Source organism: Microbulbifer agarilyticus, assembly GCF_019800665.1.
GTDB classification, from domain to species: domain Bacteria; phylum Pseudomonadota; class Gammaproteobacteria; order Pseudomonadales; family Cellvibrionaceae; genus Microbulbifer; species Microbulbifer agarilyticus_C.
The window spans coordinates 39,472-56,541 of the sequence record NZ_JAHVKO010000002.1 but is presented as its reverse complement, the minus strand read 5'-3'; the positions used below and the strand labels follow the sequence as shown (position 1 = coordinate 56,541).

Sequence of the window (17,070 nt, the reverse complement as noted above, 5' to 3'; positions counted from 1 at the left end):
CACAATAAATGCGATCCCAGATCGGAAAAGTGTAATCCGTAGAGCGACGGTGGACCACCATGAGAAAACACGGACATGTGGTGGAGGTGGGGCAGGTAACGGTGTCGCGCACTCTGAGGGGCGAGTTCGGCAGTGTCTGGGCGCTGCCGAGAGGCCAGTTAGTGGTCGCCCAAGTTTACTTTCAAGCTGGCGCGAATCAATCGCTGCTTGCTGAACTCAAAACCGGTGATGATTGCCAGCATCGGTTCTTTACCCAGCAGCTTGCGAGTGACTTCCTTGGGGGAATAGCCTTGCCTGCGTAGATCCTGAGCATTACTGGCGAGGTTGAGTAAGAATTCGTACTTTTCCCGCAAGCGCAGATGCCCGTGTTCCACGACTCCACGATGGGGGCAGAGAATGGTATCAAAATCCTGCTCGAGGATGTCTCGAATACTATATAGCAGGGTGGGTAAATGCTCGCCGTTATGGAGCATCTTCAAATAATTGGCAATGTATAGATCCGCACTGAACAGCCAGCCCCGCTCGGGTAGCAGGTAGCAGGTCATATCCACCGAGTGGCCAGGAGAAAACAGTGCTTTCAGTGGTTCTTTGCCGATGTGCAGCTCTTCGGGTAAGGGCGCGGCATCGGCCCAATAGGGCTCACCCCATACGAAACGCCGAATACCGGGCACCGAAAATCGCTGGCATAAGATTTCAACGGTTGCAGGCGGTGCAAGAGGCTGCACTTCGGTGAGCTTTTGGATCGCGCCGGCATTACCGCTGTGGTCCTCGTGGTGGTGCGTCAACAGGAGCTGGCGCATTGGACCGGACTGGACAAACGACTTGACGTGTTTCCACTGGTTGCTCGGTCCACAATCAATCAATGTACCGTTGAGTCTGTAAACCACGAATGAGGAGTTTACACCCATATTCAGGCGGCCGACGCGCAGGGCATCCAGGTCGTGGTGACGGAAAGACTCAATTACAGACACGCGTTACCTGCTCCGGCTTATCGAAATGGGAAGAAAAGTGGACACATAGAATGGTGGCATTGTCCGGTAGCGGGCAGGGAGGAGGGAATAGCCGATTCGTGTGATCTGCATGACAATTTTAGTCGCGCTGACCAGGAGTACCCCCGGTTCTGTTAAATGCGGACATCAGGAGTTTAGAGTCCATTGCAAATTCGGTTCGACTTGCCTAGTGTTGGCGCTGCTAATTCCTGAGAGTTGGCTACCAATCACTTCACGGGTAGTCTTTAACGGACATTTGCATGTCCTTATTTGACCTGCAACACAGCTCGACGGTTGGAATATGCTTTAGTCCCGTCAGGATCCTGGCTAGGTATGCCGAGATGTCACTGAATCTCAATGCGTCTGGGCGGTCAGCTCCCTTGGGAGATTAGATAATAACGATAGCGGCGGTGGTATGGACCCAGTCTCCCTCGACTTCAATCCCGAAACTCTCGTTGCGCTCAATGTCATGATTGCGATCATGATGTTTGGTGTCTCGCTGGAGCTCAAACCCGACGATTTCAAACGCATCGCCAGGAACCCAAAAGCGCCGATTATCGGGCTGGTACTGCAGTTTCTAATACTGCCCGCGGCCACCTGTGCGGCAACCTGGCTGCTCAAAATCGACCCCATGCTGGCAATGGGTATGATGCTCGTGGCTTCCTGCCCCGGGGGTACCTTCTCCAACATTATGACCTGGGTGGCGCGCGGGAATGTGGCGGTGTCCGTCAGTATGACTGCCGTATCCAGCGTCGCTGCCAGTGTGCTGACGCCACTGAACTTTGCACTGTATTCCTGGCTGAACCCCCACACTCGTCCACTTCTCACTGAAATTGCCATGGACCCAATCGGCTTGTTGTTGGTGGTGATTATGGTGCTCGGTGTGCCCCTTGTACTGGGGATGCTGGTAGGTGGGCGTTTCCCTGGGCTGTCTCGGAAAGTAGAGAAGCCGCTGCGCCTGTTTGCCATGGGGCTTATGCTGCTGCTCGCTGCCATAGCTTTCTTCAAGAATACCGATCAGTTCTTGCAGCATTTCAATTTGTTCTTCTTCCTGGTGGTTGCCCACAATGCACTGGCGCTGTTCCTGGGTTATTGGGGAGCCAAGCTGTCCGGCCTGCCGCCAGCCGACTGTCGAGCAATTTCCCTGGAAGTTGGTATTCAGAACGGCGCCCTCGCGTTGGTGATCATCTTCACCTTTTTCCCCAATGCATCCGGTATGCTGCTGATTGCCGGCTTCTGGGGAGTCTGGCATTTGGTCAGTGGCATCACCTTGTCTACCTATTGGTCTCGTCGGCCTTTAGAAGCCTCCGTTCAAACCCATCAGATTCAAAATAAAGCGTAAGCGATTTCAGGAGTTGTAGTAGTGGAAATCCTTTGGGTTCTCTTCGGCCTCATTATTTTGTTGGCCTTTACGCTGGAGGCAATTACCGGTTTCGGCAGTATCGTGGTGGCGCTGTCGCTGGGGCTGTTGTTCCTGCCGATCGACATGATTTTGCCGATTCTGGTTGCTCTGAATATTCCCATGACCAGCACCTTGGCATTCAAGAACCGCCATAACATCGACCTGCCGTTGCTGTTTAAAACGATTCTGCCGGGTATGTTGCTGGGCACATTGACTGGTTACTTTGCGAAACCCTATCTGGATGAGGAATTCCTCAAGCAGGCGCTGGGTGTGTTAATCATCTGGTTCTCCGGCCGGGAACTGTATCGCCTTTACCATCAGTTTGATGATCGCGCCAAGCCTGCCTGGCTAACACGTTTCATTACGTATTTTGCGGGTATCACCCATGGCCTGTTTGCCAGTGGCGGTCCGTTGCTGGTGTATGCGGTGGCCGGCACCAAGATTGATAAGGCACGCTTCCGCGCCACCATGGTTACCGTCTGGTTCAGCATGAACTGCCTGCTATTCACCGCATTTTTGCTGGACGGCCGTATGCAGCCGCTGTTGATCAACGTGGTCTGGTATCTGCCATTGCTGGTGGTCGCGGTGAAGCTGGGCAACTATCTGCACGACCGACTGAATGAAAACCACTTCAGAATCGGGGTGTATACCCTGCTATTTGTGACGGGCGTGATCCTGATCGCAAGTCGCTACCTGACTCAATAACGATAACTAGAACCGGCGGTACCGCACCTATGTACGACATCATTATTAAAAATGGTACTTACTTTGATGGCTCCAGGGCTAAGGAAAAACTGGCCCACGTTGCCATTAAAGATGGAAAAATCGCGAAGGTCAGCGAGCAACCGCTAGATGAGTCTGCGGCTGGTAAGGTTATTGATGCCGCAGGTAAATGGGTAACCCCGGGCTTTCTCGAGATCCACAGCCACTATGATGCCGAGGTTGTTGCCGCGCCAGCATTGAAAGAATCCGTGCGTCACGGCGTGACCTCCATCGCTATTGGTTCCTGCTCCATCTCCATGGTCAACAGTGCAGCGGAAGACTGCTCCGACCTGTTTACGCGGGTTGAAGCGGTGCCCCGCGAGGCGGTACTGCCAATCCTGTTTGAAAAGAAACAGTGGACCGACGCCAAGGGATACCGCGAGTTCTACGACCAGCACCCACTGGGCCCTAACGTGCTGAGCTTTATCGGTCACAGCGACATGCGTGTAGCGGCAATGGGTATCGACCGCGCCACCAGCGATGTAAAGCCCACTGAAGAAGAAATGCAGGCAATGGAGCGCATGCTGGAAGAGGCGCTGGATGCGGGCTGCGTTGGCATGTCTATGATGACCACCAAGCTGGACAAAATGGATGGTGACCGCGCCTGGAGCCAGCCGTTGCCGTCAACTTTCTCTACCTGGTGGGAATTCAAGCGCCTGTTCAAGATTCTGCGCCGCCGCGGCGCGATCCTGCAGGGCGCCCCGGATGCGGTAAAGAAAGTCAATGTGTTTGGCTTCCTGTGGCAGGCCCATGGTCTGTTCCGTAAGCCGATGAAGGTCACCATGCTGACCGCGCTGGACCTGAAGTCCAATCCGTTCCTGCATCTCATTACCCGCGCCAGCGGCTGGCTGGCAAACAAGGTACTGCGTGGCAATTACCGCTGGCAGACCCTGCCGGCACCGTTCACCGTGCACCTGGAAGGGCTGAATGTGAATGCGTTTGAGGAGTTTGAGACCGGTGCTTTGCTGCGGGACATGAAAGACGAGTCAGAGCTGTACAAGAAGATTAACGAGCCGGAATTCCGCAAGGAATTTAAAAAGCATATCTCTGAGATCTTCACCGTGGGCCTTTGGCACCGCGACTTTAGCGATGGTTGGATCACCCATTGCCCGGAAGAGTCCTTGGTGGGCAAAAACTTCAAAGAAATCGCCGATACCTACGGGGTAGAGCCTGTCGATGCCTACTTTGATTTGGCAACCAAATACAAAGAGCAACTGCGCTGGAAAACCAATTACTCCAACGCGCGCCCACATATCATGCAAAAGCTCATCAAGAGTCCTTCCACTCAGATTGGCTTTGGCGATAGCGGAGCGCATATCCGTTCTCTCGCAATGTACAACTTCCCGCTGCGCATGCTGAAGTATGTATTTGATGCAGAAAAAGCGGGCTCTCCGTTTATGACCAATGCCGAAGCCGTGCACAAGCTGACCGGCGACTTGGGGAGCTGGTTCGGCCTGAGCGCCGGCTACATCCGCGAAGGCGATCGCGCCGACGTGGTGATCCTGAACCCCGAAGGTGTGAACGATGATGTGGACCAGATCCACGAAGCACCGATGGAAGGCTTTGGTATGGATCGTCTGGTTAAGCGCAATGACGATGCGATTGAAGCCACTTTAGTAAACGGCAAGGTGGTGTACCAGAAAGAGGGCGCGACTGCCGATAACTTTGCTCACGATTTTGGGGCGTCAACCGGTTACGGTAGGTTCCTTGTGAATGCTGAGGTTTCAGGATTAAAAATGGCGGAAGCTTAACGATGTTGGGGCAGCACCATAATTTTGGTGCTGCCCCAACAAAGTTCATACCATCTCTCACTAGCAGCTGACGCCTTCTATTGAGTTGCCTCCACTTTTGCTTCCTGATCTGCGCTCGCGACCGCAGAGACGTTCGTGACGCTTACTTGGGCTCCGGCAAATACTGGGCCCGAAAAATTGCTTTTTGCCGCAAGCGCTTCATTGGCGGTGTTTACGGTGAGCTTTTTCAGGGTTTCCAGGCTTTCGATGTGCAGGAAATTACCGTCTTCCGGTAAGGTCTCGTCGTATGTGTCTCGAAACCAGCGTCGCCCGTGTGTAACCACTTTGCCCGTCGAGTCTTTGGCCGATGGCAGGCCAGGGAGCATATAGTCCATCGTAAAGTCCTTGTAGAACTCCTCAATTTCCTTGGGATCATGAAAATCCGAAAAATCGATCTCGAACTTATTGGTCACACTGAAATAGGTAAAACCGGTCACCTGAGTTTTCGGGCCACAGATCGGTTCTACCATTCGGCTGGTTTCGATCGGGTCGCGCATAATTGAACAGCCTTCAAATATGATTTTGGACTGCACTGTAACGCCGGATTTCTTCAATGCTTCCCGAACGGCTGTAAGGCTGGGGTTGGCGCCACCGATCAGCAGATAACCGGGCCCCGAATGCACATCGATGACGAGCGTATCGATCTTGCTGTACTTGCTCAGAATTGCAGAGAGTGCAGCTAGTGACGTGGCCCCCACCAGCTTTGCCTGCGGATAATAGGCGCGCGCGAGTATCGGAGCGAAGTCGCGAATGCCCGCGTCGCCGTCATCGTAAATCATCAGCGTCTTGATTGAGGAGCCCTTGGCGGCGGGAGACCCGCCGCCGGTGGCCGCCTTGGTATCTGTCACCGGTGTCTGCGTCAGCATCTGTGCGTTAAGCATGCGCGTGACATCGATGACGGGATGTACTGGAGGCATGAGGTTTGCTCCTTATTCCGCGGTTTCGGCCGCGCACAAGCGGTTCAGATCTACGATGGTTTCCAGGCGGTCCTCAAGCTTGGCCTCGGCAATCGCCGTTTGCACGATACGCTCGCGATCATTCGCCAGGGTTTCTTTGTTGGCAGCGGCGCGCTGAATCGTCATTGCGTACTCATCCAGAGCGTCAGCCTGGCCCAGCAGGGCTTCAACGATGACACTGTCGGTGCGCATGGTGATGCGCGAATCATTCAATAGCACGCCATCCACCGGGTTTGTCGCATCTTCCTGATGGAGTGGCCCGGTCTTGAAGCGGTAATAGCTGGTTGGGGTTGGCACCGGGAACTCGCCGTCTTCATCCAGGGTGGCGGGAGTGATTTCGATGCGCGTGCCGTGGTCCACCAGATTGACGCGCTCCAGAGTGGGAACCATTACATCGTCACGGTCGGCGATAAAGCCAGCAACTTTCAAAATGGCGCGGGCCGCTTTCGGAATCTTGTGCTCAACGACAAATTCCTGCAAAAAGCCCAGCAGGCCGGAAATGGGCACTTCGCGCCAGGAATCGCGACGGCCATTGGTGAAGGCTATGCGTACGTCTTTAAGGTGCAGTTTGGTAATGTATTCCTGGTTAAGTTCGCGGAATACAAAGTTGAGCACGCGGCGCATATTGGCGTTGCTGATGGTGCGCTCGATGATCGTCTCGGAGCCAGATTCTTCTTCGCGCTCGGAGCTGCTGGTTACCGACATTTCACGTTTGCTAGAGGCTTCGGCGGCATGTTCTTTAACCGATTCCGCGGCCTGTTTGGCGAACTGCTCACGGCCGCTGGAGTATTCACCGCTGCCGCCGCCGGAGACGCTGGCACTGCCGAAGCCCCAACTGGCGGAAACCTCGGCTTCCACATGCCACTCTTCGGTCTTTGATTTTGTTTGCTTGTCGGTGGTCTCGTTTTGGATTTTATCTGCGAAGCGCTCGCGCGCAGACTGTTCGTGGGAGTCAATGATGCTTGATGATTCCTGGCGGCTTTCCTTGGTACTCTGCCAGGTACGCATGGAGATCTTCGAGGTTTCCCCGGGGAGCAGGGTAAAGGTCTTTACGGTTTTACCCATACCGTAGTCGCCCAGAAATGAGCTAACGCCATAGCGTTCGACGAGAAAGATCTTTGGTTTTTCCGACGATTCGATCGGGTGCGGGGTATAGGTCAGGTTACCTGCCCAGCCAACGGAGGGTACCATTACCATACCGTTATCAATATTTTCCTTGAAAACATCCGGGTCGATGGCCTTATTGAGGGCGTTGATGGTATTCAGTTGTTGACTGTCGGTTGCACGTGCCTTGGGTTGATCCAGGAAATCGTTCGGCAAGCGGGTCACTCGGGTGCTGATGCGGTGAATGCTGTCACTCAGGAAGTTCTGTATCTTATTGTCGTTGGGCAAGAGCTTGTCTTTTACCTTGGGTTTAATCCCAAGCGAATCTTTGTATGAAGTGCCGGCGGATTTAGCCAGCGAGGTAAAGTCTTTGAAGCCCAGTCCTAAATCCAGCTCGATGATGCGTCGACCGGTGTGGGCGCCGGGCAGAGGTACCTGATAGTTGATCTTCGCGGGTTGTCCGGCTTCGCTAAATTGGATCGCTTTAGGATCGATTTTGTCTGACATGAGTAAATTCCTTTTTGTGTTCGGGGTTTTTATATCCGGTGCTGTAAATCCTTTTGCATCCGGAGAGTGACTGCGCATATTTTCAGTATGTTTGCTTACGAAGTTGCTTTTCTTATTGGGTGTGAAGCGGCTCCGCAAGTTGAAAGCGCGGCGAGAATATCAGAGGTATATTTGTGGAGTAAGTCGGCGCAAATGTTTCTGGCGACACAGTATGTGCTTCCAGTTCGACTTTCGAGAGCAGGAACACTGCAGGCGGTTGATTTGCAAAGAAAATTGCTGGATAGAAGTGATAAGTGAAGTGAATTACAACGGCTTACATAGACTTACACGCAGATTACATGGTGTTTAATCTGCCGTTGTATGTTGTGCAAGTGCTTTGTATGGAATCAGTTCTGTGGAGTTGCCAGGCGCTGGACAATTGTCCGGCTAAACGCTTCCATGGGGATTTCCGAGAAGCCTGTTGCAAACCAGGCGACGACGGTATTTGTGGCGGGCGATACATACAAACCCTGCCCGTTCATGCCGCTTTTATACAGGTCTCCGTCTTTGAATACTGCATCCCACTGATAGGTGTTGGATAGAGGTTGTTCCCTGAATTCTTCGGTAAGTCTGGGGCCGAGTGACCCCTTAAGAAAATTGTCGGAGATGCCGGAAGTTTGCATCTTTTTAATGACGGCGTCGGATACGATTTGCTCTTTACTGATCTGTTTCCAGCTCGGTGTAAATAGCATGCCGAACCTTGCCATGTCGCTCAGGCGTGAGCTGATCAGCCCGTGAATGATGCCGTTGCCCTGCGGACTAAGCCCCAAGGAGGCGTCGCCTTCCATACCAGACTTTATCCAGATTTTTTCTGAGATCAATTCGGCAAGTCGTTTCTGAGTCACGGCTTCTATGATCAGCCCTAACATCTGAGTGTTGGCGGAGGAGTACTCGAAGCGCTCTCCGGGTTCGCGGAGCTTGGGTATTTTGTACAGCGCCTGGTTGTGGGTGTAGGTGGTGCCGTCCGGTGCGGGCAGGCCGACTTCGGCGCGAACAAAGACATTGTACGGCGTGTTGCCGCTGCGGCTAGCGGGGTTTTCTTCCAGGTCGAGACCGGTCTGCATGTTCAGTATGTCGATTACCTTGATGTACGCCCAGGCGGTTTTCTTGGCCTCGACCAGATAATCAGAAACGGTTTTTTGTACGTCGATTTTGCCTTCTTCCTCCAGCATTGCGATCAGCAAGCCGGCAAACACTTTTGCATTTGACATCCATGCATGGCGGTCGGTCCGGCGCATACCCGGGTACATCTCGTATACGACTTTGCCTTTTTTAACCACCATTACCCCCTGGACCGGTGAATCCGGGGACGTAATCATATCTTCAAAGCGAATATTCTTGGTGTCGGCGCTAAGGCTTGTATTGCCGACTATCTGGGAGCGAGCCTGGGCAAGTTCCGCGACAGGGCCGTCACGGCTGATCACGGCATGGGGTAAAAACTCAGAAAGATGGAAGTAGGAGTAAGCGCCGGACTCGGTAATGTTGAGAAATTTTTCCAGCGTCCATGCATCGTGCAGTCGCTGAGCATCACTCAGGCTATAGCCGTTTTTAAGTTCCGATACGGAGAAGTCTTCGGTGGGTGTTGCGTACGGATCCTCTTCTGCGTTCACAAGTAATATCCCAATACTGAAAAAAAGGCTGAGGCATACGCAGGCGGGAAGCGTAAAGGGTCCGATTTTTTCACTTCTCATTACCGACACCGTTCAAGTGCTTTTGCTTTTACGCGATAAGTGTAGGCTTTGATTTACAAGGGAAGCGGGCCTCACCTGTTAAAGCGATTGAGGGGGTATCGTTGTTGGGGGCGAAATCAAGAACTGAGCAGGCTATGGGGGAGGGGGCTCAACCCGCGTTGACGGGCTGAGCGGATGGGCTGGCTATTTAGTCTTGTGCGTTAAATTGTTTGCCGTTTACCCCGAGGCTGTCGTCGCCCACCAGGTACAGATAGGTCGGCATAATTTCTTCCGGGGTAGTAACAGTCGCTGGGTCTTCTGCCGGGTAGGCAGCGGCCCGCATATTGGTACGAGTGGCGCCAGGATTAACGCTGTTAACACGAATGTTGGATACGCCATCCACTTCGTCTGCCAAGACCTGCATTAGGCCTTCGGTGGCAAATTTTGAAACCGCGTAGGCGCCCCAGTAAGCGCGTCCTTTCAGGCCCACACTGGAGCTGGTAAAGATGATCGAGCCGGCTTTGGATTCTTCCAGCAGTGGTAGCATCGCCTTGGTCAGGCCAAACGCTGCATTCACGTTGATCTGCATGACCTGTTGCCAGTTGGCGTAGTGGTAGTTGGCAATCGGGGTGCGCTGGCCGAGTACGCCGGCGCAGTGTACCAGGCCGTCAAGGCGGCCAAATTCCTGGTCCACACCCTGGGCCAGGTATTCCAGTTGTTCCCAGCGTACGTCAGAGAGGTCGACGGGCAATATGGCTGGCTTTGCGCCACCTGCTGCTTCGATCTCGTCGTAAACGGCTTCCAGTTTGGGGACGGTGCGGCCCAGCAGGATGACGGTGGCGCCGTGGGCGGCGTAGGCCTTTGCGGCAGCGCGGCCAATGCCGTCGCCGGCACCGGTCACCAGAATAACTTTATCTTTTAGCAGGTCTGCGGGTGCTTGGTAGTTGGTGATGGTTTCAGACATCAGAATTCGGGCTCAAGAATAGAGAATGTAATTATTTGTTCAGGTAGTGCTGTTGCAGCAGTGGCCAGATTTCATCGGCATGATGGATCACATGATCCGCCCGCCAGTTTTCTGGATCGTCGCCGCTGTCGATGTAGCCATAGCTGCAGGCGATGGTGGGCATACCCGCGGCGCGGCCGGCCATGATGTCGCGCTCGTGATCGCCGACGTATACGGATTCCGTTGGCAGGCAGCCAATACGGCTACAGGCGAGCAGAATGGGCTCCGGATCGGGCTTTCTGTTAGTGACGTCGTCGGGGCAGATTACGGCACCAGGGGTGGGCAGGTGCGCAAACGCGCGCATGAGAGGAATGGTATAAGCCGATGGCTTGTTGGTGACCACGCCCCAGGCAATGTCGTTTTCGGCTAATTCGTTCAACAGGCGCTCGATACCGGGAAAGGGGACCGTGTGCCTCGCCAGATGCATCAGGTAGAGATCCAGCAGGCGTTGGCGCAAATTGTCGAAGCCGTGTTCGCCTTCGTCTACCCCAAAGCCGAGGCGGACCATGGCGCGGGCGCCATTGGATACGACTTCGCGAATGGTGGCATCGGCCAGCGGTGGCAGTTGTTCTTGCTCACGCAGCTGGTTGAGCACCACCACGAAGTCCGGGGCAGTGTCAAACAGAGTGCCGTCGAGATCGAAGAGTACAGCTTTCATAAATGGGGTACTTCTGGGGTTATTCTGCCGGGCGAGTGGTGTGCATCAGGTAATTCACGTCGACGTCCCTCGGGTTCAGTTTGTACTGTTTGGTGAGGGGATTGTAGGTCATACCGGTGATATCGCGCGCTTGCAGGTCCGCTTCACGTACCCAGCGACCGAGTTCTGACGGGCGGATGAATTTAGCGTATTCGTGGGTGCCCTTGGGGAGCAGGCGCAAGACGTATTCTGCGCCCACCACCGCAAACAGCCAGCCTTTCGGTGTGCGGTTGATGGTGGAGAAAAAGATATGGCCGCCGGGTTTGACCAGTTTTGCGCAGGCGCGGATCACGGAGGCTGGGTCCGGAACATGTTCCAGCATTTCCAGGCAGGTAACGATGTCGAAGCTGGCAGGCGCCTTCTCCGCGAGTTCTTCCACCGGAATGCGCTGGTAGTCAATGGATACGCCACTTTCCAGGGCGTGCAGCTTGGCCACGTTCAGGGGGGCTTCGCCCATATCGATACCGGTCACCTCAGCGCCGCGCTGGGCCATGGCTTCCGACAGAATACCGCCGCCACAGCCCACATCGAGGAGCTTTTTGCCGGCAACGGGGGCGCGCTGATCAATATAGTTGGCGCGCAGGGGATTGATCTCGTGCAGGGGCTTGAATTCACCCTGCTGGTCCCACCAGCGGCTCGCGAGCTGTTCAAATTTGGCGATTTCCGCCGGGTCTACGTTGGTCATTTGGGTCCTGCTTACTTGGACAGACCGGCGATTCTATCACGCCAGATCTCCGCCCGTTGCTTCACTTCTGCTTCATTCATCGTGGTGAGCACGCGATCTTTCAATAGTTGTTTGCCCGCAACCCATACATTGCGCACGTTGTGGCCATTGGCGGTGTAGATCAGCTGCGAGGTCGGGTCGTGTAGGGGCTGCTGCTCCAGCGCATCGAGGTCAATCGCGCAGAGGTCTGCGGCTTTACCAATTTCGAGGCTGCCGGTGACGTCGTCGATGCCGAGCGCACGTGCGCCGTTGATGGTCGCCATGGCCAGGGCTTGGTGGGCGGGCAGGGCGCTGGCATCACCGGAAACCGCCTTGGCGAGCAGTGCTGCGGTGTTGGTCTCCATCAGCATATCGATGCCATTGTTGCTGGCTGGCCCATCGGTGCCGATGGATACATTGATGTCGGCGTCGAGCAGCTTGGCTACCGGGGTGAAGCCGGAGGCGAGTTTGAGATTGGAGCGCGGGCAGTGACTGACGTGGGCGCCGGTTTTGCTGATCAGTGCAATATCAGCATCATTCAGCGCGGTCATATGTACGCTCAAGAACTGCGGTGACAGTAGCCCCAGCTTGTGCAGACGCTCGATCGGGCGCAGGCCAGTATCGGCGACGGCTTTTTCCACTTCTCCCGCCGTTTCATGCAGGTGCATTTGTACCGGCATGCCCAGCTCGTCGGCGTAAACGGCGATTTTCTGCAGCGTGTCGTCGCCCACTGTATACGGGGCGTGGGGGGCGAAGGCGAGGCCGATGCGGCTGTGGGAGCGATAGTCATCCCGCAGTGCAAGCCCCTTGTCGATCGCGTCAAAGCCGTTTCGGGACCAAGCATTGGGAAAGTCGATGATAGGGAAGGCAATTTGCGCACGGATGCCGGCTTCGCGTGCCGCGGCAGCGGTGGCCTCCGGGAAGAAGTACTGATCGGAGAAGGTAGTGGTGCCGCTTCTAAGCATCTCGGCGATGCTCAGGCGGGTACCATCACTGACAAACTCTGGGCTGACCCACTTTTGCTCCGCAGGCCAGATATGTTTTTCCAGCCAGGTCATCAGCGGCTGGTCGTCGGCGAAACCACGCAACAGGCTCATGGCTGCATGGTTATGCGTGTTGATCAGGCCAGGAATCACCAGCTGGTTGTCGAGTTCGTGTATTTCATTTGCTGTAAAGCGTGCGCGGGCTTCGTCGCTTGGCAAAATCGCGCTGATGGCCCCGTCCTTGATTGCCAGTGAACAATTTTCATACACCCGTTGCTCTGGCACTACCGGAATAATCCAGCGGGCATGAATCAGTGTATCGACTGTCTGTTTTTTGTTCGTTTTCTGTGCAGCTTCGCTGGAGTTCTGGTTGGCCATTGTGCGTTTTTTGTTCCGGTGGAAAGGCGCAAACTTTAGCGGTGCCGGCGACCGTGAACAAGTCTGTACAAGTCGTCCTTCTAAGCGTCAATTGTGGTAGAATCGCCCGCTTGATCGGGGTCCGTGACTTGCTGGCCCCACCAGATTCAAGCCTGTTGCTGCTTTTACCCCTGTGAGGGCGGCAGTTGCAGGCGAAGCCGGGGCCAACCCGCTGGCGGCGTTAACGATAAGGAATGCCTGAAAATATGGGCGAATTAGCCAAAGAAATTTCTCCGATTAATATCGAAGAAGAGCTGAAGCAATCCTACCTCGACTATGCGATGAGTGTGATTGTGGGCCGTGCGCTGCCGGACGTGCGCGACGGGCTCAAGCCGGTACACCGGCGCGTGCTCTACGCAATGAACGAACTCAAGAACGACTGGAACAAACCGTACAAAAAATCTGCGCGTGTCGTGGGTGATGTAATCGGTAAATACCACCCGCATGGTGACAGCGCGGTGTATGACACCATCGTACGTATGGCCCAGCCGTTCTCCCTGCGCTACATGCTCGTAGATGGCCAAGGTAACTTCGGTTCCATCGATGGCGACAGCGCAGCGGCCATGCGATACACCGAAATCCGCATGGACAAGCTGGCGCATGAGCTGCTGTCGGACCTGGATAAAGAGACCGTCAACTTTATCGACAACTACGATGGCTCCGAGCAAATGCCGGAAGTGCTGCCATCGCGCGTGCCCAACCTGCTGGTAAACGGTTCTTCCGGTATTGCGGTTGGTATGGCGACCAATATCCCACCGCATAACCTGAGTGAGGTGGTGAAGGGCTGTCTGGCGCTGATCGACAACAGCGAGCTGTCTGTCGACGAGCTGATGGAATATATCCCGGGCCCGGATTTCCCCACTGGCGCCATCATCAACGGCCGCGCCGGTATCCTGATGGCCTACCGCACCGGCCGTGGGCGTATCTATATCCGCGCCAAAGCGGAAGTGTTGCGCGATGACAAGTCGGGCCGCGAGACCATCATCATTCACGAGATTCCCTACCAGCTGAACAAGGCGCGCCTGATCGAGCGCATTGCCGAGCTGGTAAAAGAGAAGAAGATCGAAGGTATTTCCGAGCTGCGTGACGAGTCGGATAAAGACGGTCTACGCATCGTGATTGAGCTCAAGCGCGGTGAGCTGGGCGATGTGGTGCTGAACAACCTTTACTCGCAGACCCAGCTGGAAAGCGTATTTGGTATCAACATGGTGGCGCTGGTCGATGGTCAGCCCAAACTGTTGAACCTGAAAGAGCTGCTGGAATACTTCATTCGCCACCGTCAGGAAGTGGTAACCCGCCGTACTGTATATCTGCTGCGCAAGGCGCGCGAGCGCGGTCATATCCTGGAAGGCCTGGCGATTGCCATTTCCAATATTGACCCGGTGATTGAGCTGATCAAGTCCTCTGCCACGCCGGCCGACGCCCGCGAAGCGCTGCTGGCCAAAGGTTGGCCGGTAGGTGAGGTGCAGCAGTTCCTGGAGCGTGCCGGCGCCGATGCCTGCCGCCCGGACGACCTGCCGAAAGAGTTTGGTATGCGCGACGGGGCTTATTACCTGTCGCCGGCCCAGGCGCAGGCGATTCTCGAGCTGCGTCTGCACCGTCTGACCGGTATGGAGCACGACAAGCTGCTGGCCGAATACAGCGAGCGCCTGGAACAGATTGCGGAATACCTGGAAATCCTGGGCAGCCCTGTGCGCTTGATGGAAGTGATCCGCGAAGAGCTGGAAGTGCTGGAAAAAGAGTATGGCGATGAGCGCCGTACCGATATCGTGGCTTCCCGCCAGGATCTTTCCGTCGAAGATCTGATTACCCCGGAAGACAAAGTTGTGACCATCTCGCACGGTGGCTACGCCAAGAGTCAGCCGCTGGCCGATTATCAGGCACAGCGCCGTGGCGGTATGGGTAAGTCGGCGACTCAGGTGAAGGACGAAGATTTCGTCGAACACCTGCTGATTGCCAACTCCCACGACACGATTTTGTGCTTCTCTAATAAAGGCAAGGTGTACTGGCTGAAGGTGTACGAAGTACCCACCGCTGGTCGTGCCTCCCGTGGCCGCCCGATGGTGAACATGCTGCCGCTGGAAGAAGATGAGCGCATCAGTAGCCTGATGCCGGTGTCGGAATACGATGAAGACCACTTTATTTTCTTTGCGACCGCGAATGGTACCGTAAAGAAAACCCCGCTGACCGCATTTGCGCGTCCACGTAGTGTGGGTCTGCGTGCGATCGAGTTGGAAGAAACTGATCGCCTGGTGGCAACCGCCATTACCGATGGCAGTCGCGATGTATTGCTGCTGACCAGCGCTGGTAAAGCGGCGCGTTTTGCCGAAGAAAATGTCCGCTCTATGGGTCGGGTATCCCGCGGTGTACGCGGTATCCGCATGGCCGAAGGTGTATCCGTAATCTCTATGGTGATCCCGGAAGAGGGCGGCTCGGTGATGATGGTTACCGAGAATGGTTACGGTAAACGTACCTCTACCGCCGATTTCCCCACCAAGGGGCGTGGCACTCAGGGTGTGATTGCCATTGCGGAAAGTGAGCGTAACGGCGCGCTGGTTGGTGCCTGTCAGGTGCACCCGGGTGAGGAAATCATGTTGATTTCTGATCAGGGCACACTGGTTCGTACCCGCGTCGATGAGGTTTCTGTACTTGGTCGTAACACCCAGGGCGTGCGTGTCATTCGTTTGAAGAGTGGTGAGCAGCTGGTTGGTCTGGCGCGGATCCAGGAGACCGACGATGAAGAAGGTGAGGGTGCCGGAGACGGCGCTGCCGAGGAGTAACCTCTGACCCCGATTTATCTCAAAAAGGCTGCGAATCTTCGCGGCCTTTTTTGACTTTAGTGGCTGGCATTTTCTTGCTGGCGAAAGCTTTGTAATCGGCAAGGGTGAAAACGGGGTTTGTGGATCTCGCGATTCGGCTCTTGGCCAAAGTTTTAATTCAATCTGTTTTCTCTGTGGAAGTGAATCAATGAGAAAGTTCAATTTCTGTGCGGGACCTGCGGCGTTGCCGGAGCCGGTATTGCGGCAGGCACAGGAAGAGTTGCTGGACTGGCAGGGACTGGGCTGTTCCGTAATGGAAGTTAGCCATCGCTCGCCAGAGTTTACCCAGGTGGCGGAAACTGCCGAGCAGGATCTGAGGGATCTGTTGGCAATCCCAGATAACTACAAGGTGCTTTTCCTGCAGGGTGGTGCCACCGGCCAGTTTAGTGCCATTCCCTGGAACCTGTTTGGGGGTGCCAGCAAGACTGCGGACTATATCCATACCGGACAGTGGGCCGCCAAGGCGATCAAAGAGGCGCGTCGCTACGGTAATGTGAATATTGTGGCGTCCTCTGAGGATCAGAACTTCAGCTACGCGCCGGCCGCGGATAGCTGGCAGGAAAGCGATGATGCGGCGTACTTCCACTACACGCCCAACGAGACGATTGGCGGCGTAGAGTTCCCTTACATTCCCGAGGTGAAAAGCCCGCTGGTTGCGGATATGTCGTCGACCATTCTTTCGCAGACCATTCCGGTCGATAAGTTTGGTTTTATCTACGCCGGGGCGCAAAAGAACATCGGCCCATCCGGGATTGCGGTGGGTATCGTGCGTGATGACCTGCTTGATCGCGCCCTGCCTGATATCCCGCGCAGCCTCAACTGGAAAATTGCCGCGGACGGCGGCTCTATGGATAACACACCGCCGACCTTTGCCTGGTATCTGTCAGGGCTGGTGTTCAAGTGGCTGAAGGCCCAGGGTGGTGTGCCGGCAATGGCGGAGCTCAGCGAGAAGAAGTCTGCATTACTGTATGAGTTCCTCGATCGCAGTGCGTTTTTCTCCAGTCCGGTGGCGAAGGAAAGCCGGTCGCGCATGAACGTGCCGTTTGTACTTGCAGACGAAAAACTGGACAAGCAATTCCTGAATGAATCGGAAGCGGCCGGGCTGCTCAACCTCAAAGGGCATCGCTCCGTGGGTGGTATGCGTGCGTCCCTGTACAACGCCGTGCCATTGGAGGCGGTGGAAGCCCTGGTGGCCTTTATGGCGGATTTTGAGCAGCGTCATGGTTAAT

13 protein-coding genes are annotated in these 17,070 nt (G+C 55.2%); 5 read left to right on the top strand and 8 right to left on the bottom strand.

Going from position 1 to position 17,070, the window contains the following annotated elements:
* Positions 1–158 precede the first annotated feature (158 nt).
* Positions 159–971, bottom strand: a complete 813-nt coding sequence (locus KUV22_RS04595) for an MBL fold metallo-hydrolase (RefSeq protein WP_222228884.1) — start codon at positions 969–971, stop codon at positions 159–161.
* A gap of 433 nt (positions 972–1,404) precedes the next feature.
* Between KUV22_RS04595 and KUV22_RS04590 the strand changes: the two genes are divergently transcribed.
* Genes KUV22_RS04590 through KUV22_RS04580 form a run of 3 tightly spaced genes read left to right on the top strand, consistent with a single transcriptional unit; the run spans position 1,405 to position 4,904 of the window.
* Positions 1,405–2,331, top strand: a complete 927-nt coding sequence (locus tag KUV22_RS04590; RefSeq protein WP_222228883.1) for a bile acid:sodium symporter family protein — start codon at positions 1,405–1,407, stop codon at positions 2,329–2,331.
* 21 nt (positions 2,332–2,352) lie between these two features.
* Complete coding sequence (locus KUV22_RS04585) at positions 2,353–3,096, top strand: sulfite exporter TauE/SafE family protein (protein ID WP_222228882.1); 744 nt, start codon at positions 2,353–2,355, stop codon at positions 3,094–3,096.
* Positions 3,097–3,125: 29 nt separating this feature from the next.
* Positions 3,126–4,904, top strand: coding sequence for an N-acyl-D-amino-acid deacylase family protein (locus tag KUV22_RS04580; protein ID WP_222228881.1), 1,779 nt, complete (start codon positions 3,126–3,128; stop codon positions 4,902–4,904).
* 77 nt (positions 4,905–4,981) lie between these two features.
* Here KUV22_RS04580 and KUV22_RS04575 read toward each other — a convergent pair whose 3' ends face one another.
* From KUV22_RS04575 to KUV22_RS04545, 7 genes are all read right to left on the bottom strand, one after another.
* On the bottom strand, positions 4,982–5,860 hold the full coding sequence (locus KUV22_RS04575) for a hypothetical protein (protein ID WP_222228879.1): 879 nt from the start codon (positions 5,858–5,860) through the stop codon (positions 4,982–4,984).
* A 12-nt stretch (positions 5,861–5,872) separates the two neighbouring features.
* Positions 5,873–7,510 carry a hypothetical protein gene (locus KUV22_RS04570; protein ID WP_222228877.1) on the bottom strand — a complete coding sequence of 546 codons (1,638 nt, stop codon included), beginning with the start codon at positions 7,508–7,510 and terminating at the stop codon, positions 5,873–5,875.
* Positions 7,511–7,896: 386 nt separating this feature from the next.
* Positions 7,897–9,159: a serine hydrolase domain-containing protein gene (locus KUV22_RS04565; RefSeq protein WP_222228875.1), complete on the bottom strand. Its 1,263-nt coding sequence runs from the start codon at positions 9,157–9,159 to the stop codon at positions 7,897–7,899.
* 268 nt (positions 9,160–9,427) lie between these two features.
* Positions 9,428–10,183, bottom strand: a complete 756-nt coding sequence (locus KUV22_RS04560) for a YciK family oxidoreductase (protein ID WP_222228873.1) — start codon at positions 10,181–10,183, stop codon at positions 9,428–9,430.
* Positions 10,184–10,214: 31 nt separating this feature from the next.
* Positions 10,215–10,880, bottom strand: coding sequence for an HAD family hydrolase (locus tag KUV22_RS04555; protein WP_222228871.1), 666 nt, complete (start codon positions 10,878–10,880; stop codon positions 10,215–10,217).
* A 19-nt stretch (positions 10,881–10,899) separates the two neighbouring features.
* Positions 10,900–11,604: a bifunctional 2-polyprenyl-6-hydroxyphenol methylase/3-demethylubiquinol 3-O-methyltransferase UbiG gene (ubiG, locus tag KUV22_RS04550; protein ID WP_222228869.1), complete on the bottom strand. Its 705-nt coding sequence runs from the start codon at positions 11,602–11,604 to the stop codon at positions 10,900–10,902.
* An 11-nt stretch (positions 11,605–11,615) separates the two neighbouring features.
* The gene (locus KUV22_RS04545) at positions 11,616–12,983 is read right to left on the bottom strand and encodes a TRZ/ATZ family hydrolase (protein ID WP_222228867.1); all 1,368 of its coding nucleotides are present in this window, start codon (positions 12,981–12,983) and stop codon (positions 11,616–11,618) included.
* 245 nt (positions 12,984–13,228) lie between these two features.
* On the opposite strand from KUV22_RS04545, the gene gyrA reads away from it, so the two are divergent.
* Complete coding sequence (gene gyrA, locus KUV22_RS04540; protein WP_222228865.1) at positions 13,229–15,802, top strand: DNA gyrase subunit A; 2,574 nt, start codon at positions 13,229–13,231, stop codon at positions 15,800–15,802.
* Between the two features lie 187 nt (positions 15,803–15,989).
* On the top strand, positions 15,990–17,069 hold the full coding sequence (gene serC / locus KUV22_RS04535; protein ID WP_222228863.1) for a 3-phosphoserine/phosphohydroxythreonine transaminase: 1,080 nt from the start codon (positions 15,990–15,992) through the stop codon (positions 17,067–17,069).
* The last annotated feature ends 1 nt before the right edge of the window (position 17,070 follow it).

Coding starts and splice junctions, on each gene's coding strand:
- KUV22_RS04590 (WP_222228883.1), top strand. CDS start 1,405: ATGGACCCAGTCTCCCTCGACTTCAATCCCGAAACTCTCGTTGCGCTC.
- KUV22_RS04580 (WP_222228881.1), top strand. CDS start 3,126: ATGTACGACATCATTATTAAAAATGGTACTTACTTTGATGGCTCCAGG.
- KUV22_RS04575 (WP_222228879.1), bottom strand. CDS start 5,860: ATGCCTCCAGTACATCCCGTCATCGATGTCACGCGCATGCTTAACGCA.
- KUV22_RS04570 (WP_222228877.1), bottom strand. CDS start 7,510: ATGTCAGACAAAATCGATCCTAAAGCGATCCAATTTAGCGAAGCCGGA.
- KUV22_RS04560 (WP_222228873.1), bottom strand. CDS start 10,183: ATGTCTGAAACCATCACCAACTACCAAGCACCCGCAGACCTGCTAAAA.
- KUV22_RS04555 (WP_222228871.1), bottom strand. CDS start 10,880: ATGAAAGCTGTACTCTTCGATCTCGACGGCACTCTGTTTGACACTGCC.
- ubiG (WP_222228869.1), bottom strand. CDS start 11,604: ATGACCAACGTAGACCCGGCGGAAATCGCCAAATTTGAACAGCTCGCG.
- KUV22_RS04545 (WP_222228867.1), bottom strand. CDS start 12,983: ATGGCCAACCAGAACTCCAGCGAAGCTGCACAGAAAACGAACAAAAAA.
- gyrA (WP_222228865.1), top strand. CDS start 13,229: ATGGGCGAATTAGCCAAAGAAATTTCTCCGATTAATATCGAAGAAGAG.
- serC (WP_222228863.1), top strand. CDS start 15,990: ATGAGAAAGTTCAATTTCTGTGCGGGACCTGCGGCGTTGCCGGAGCCG.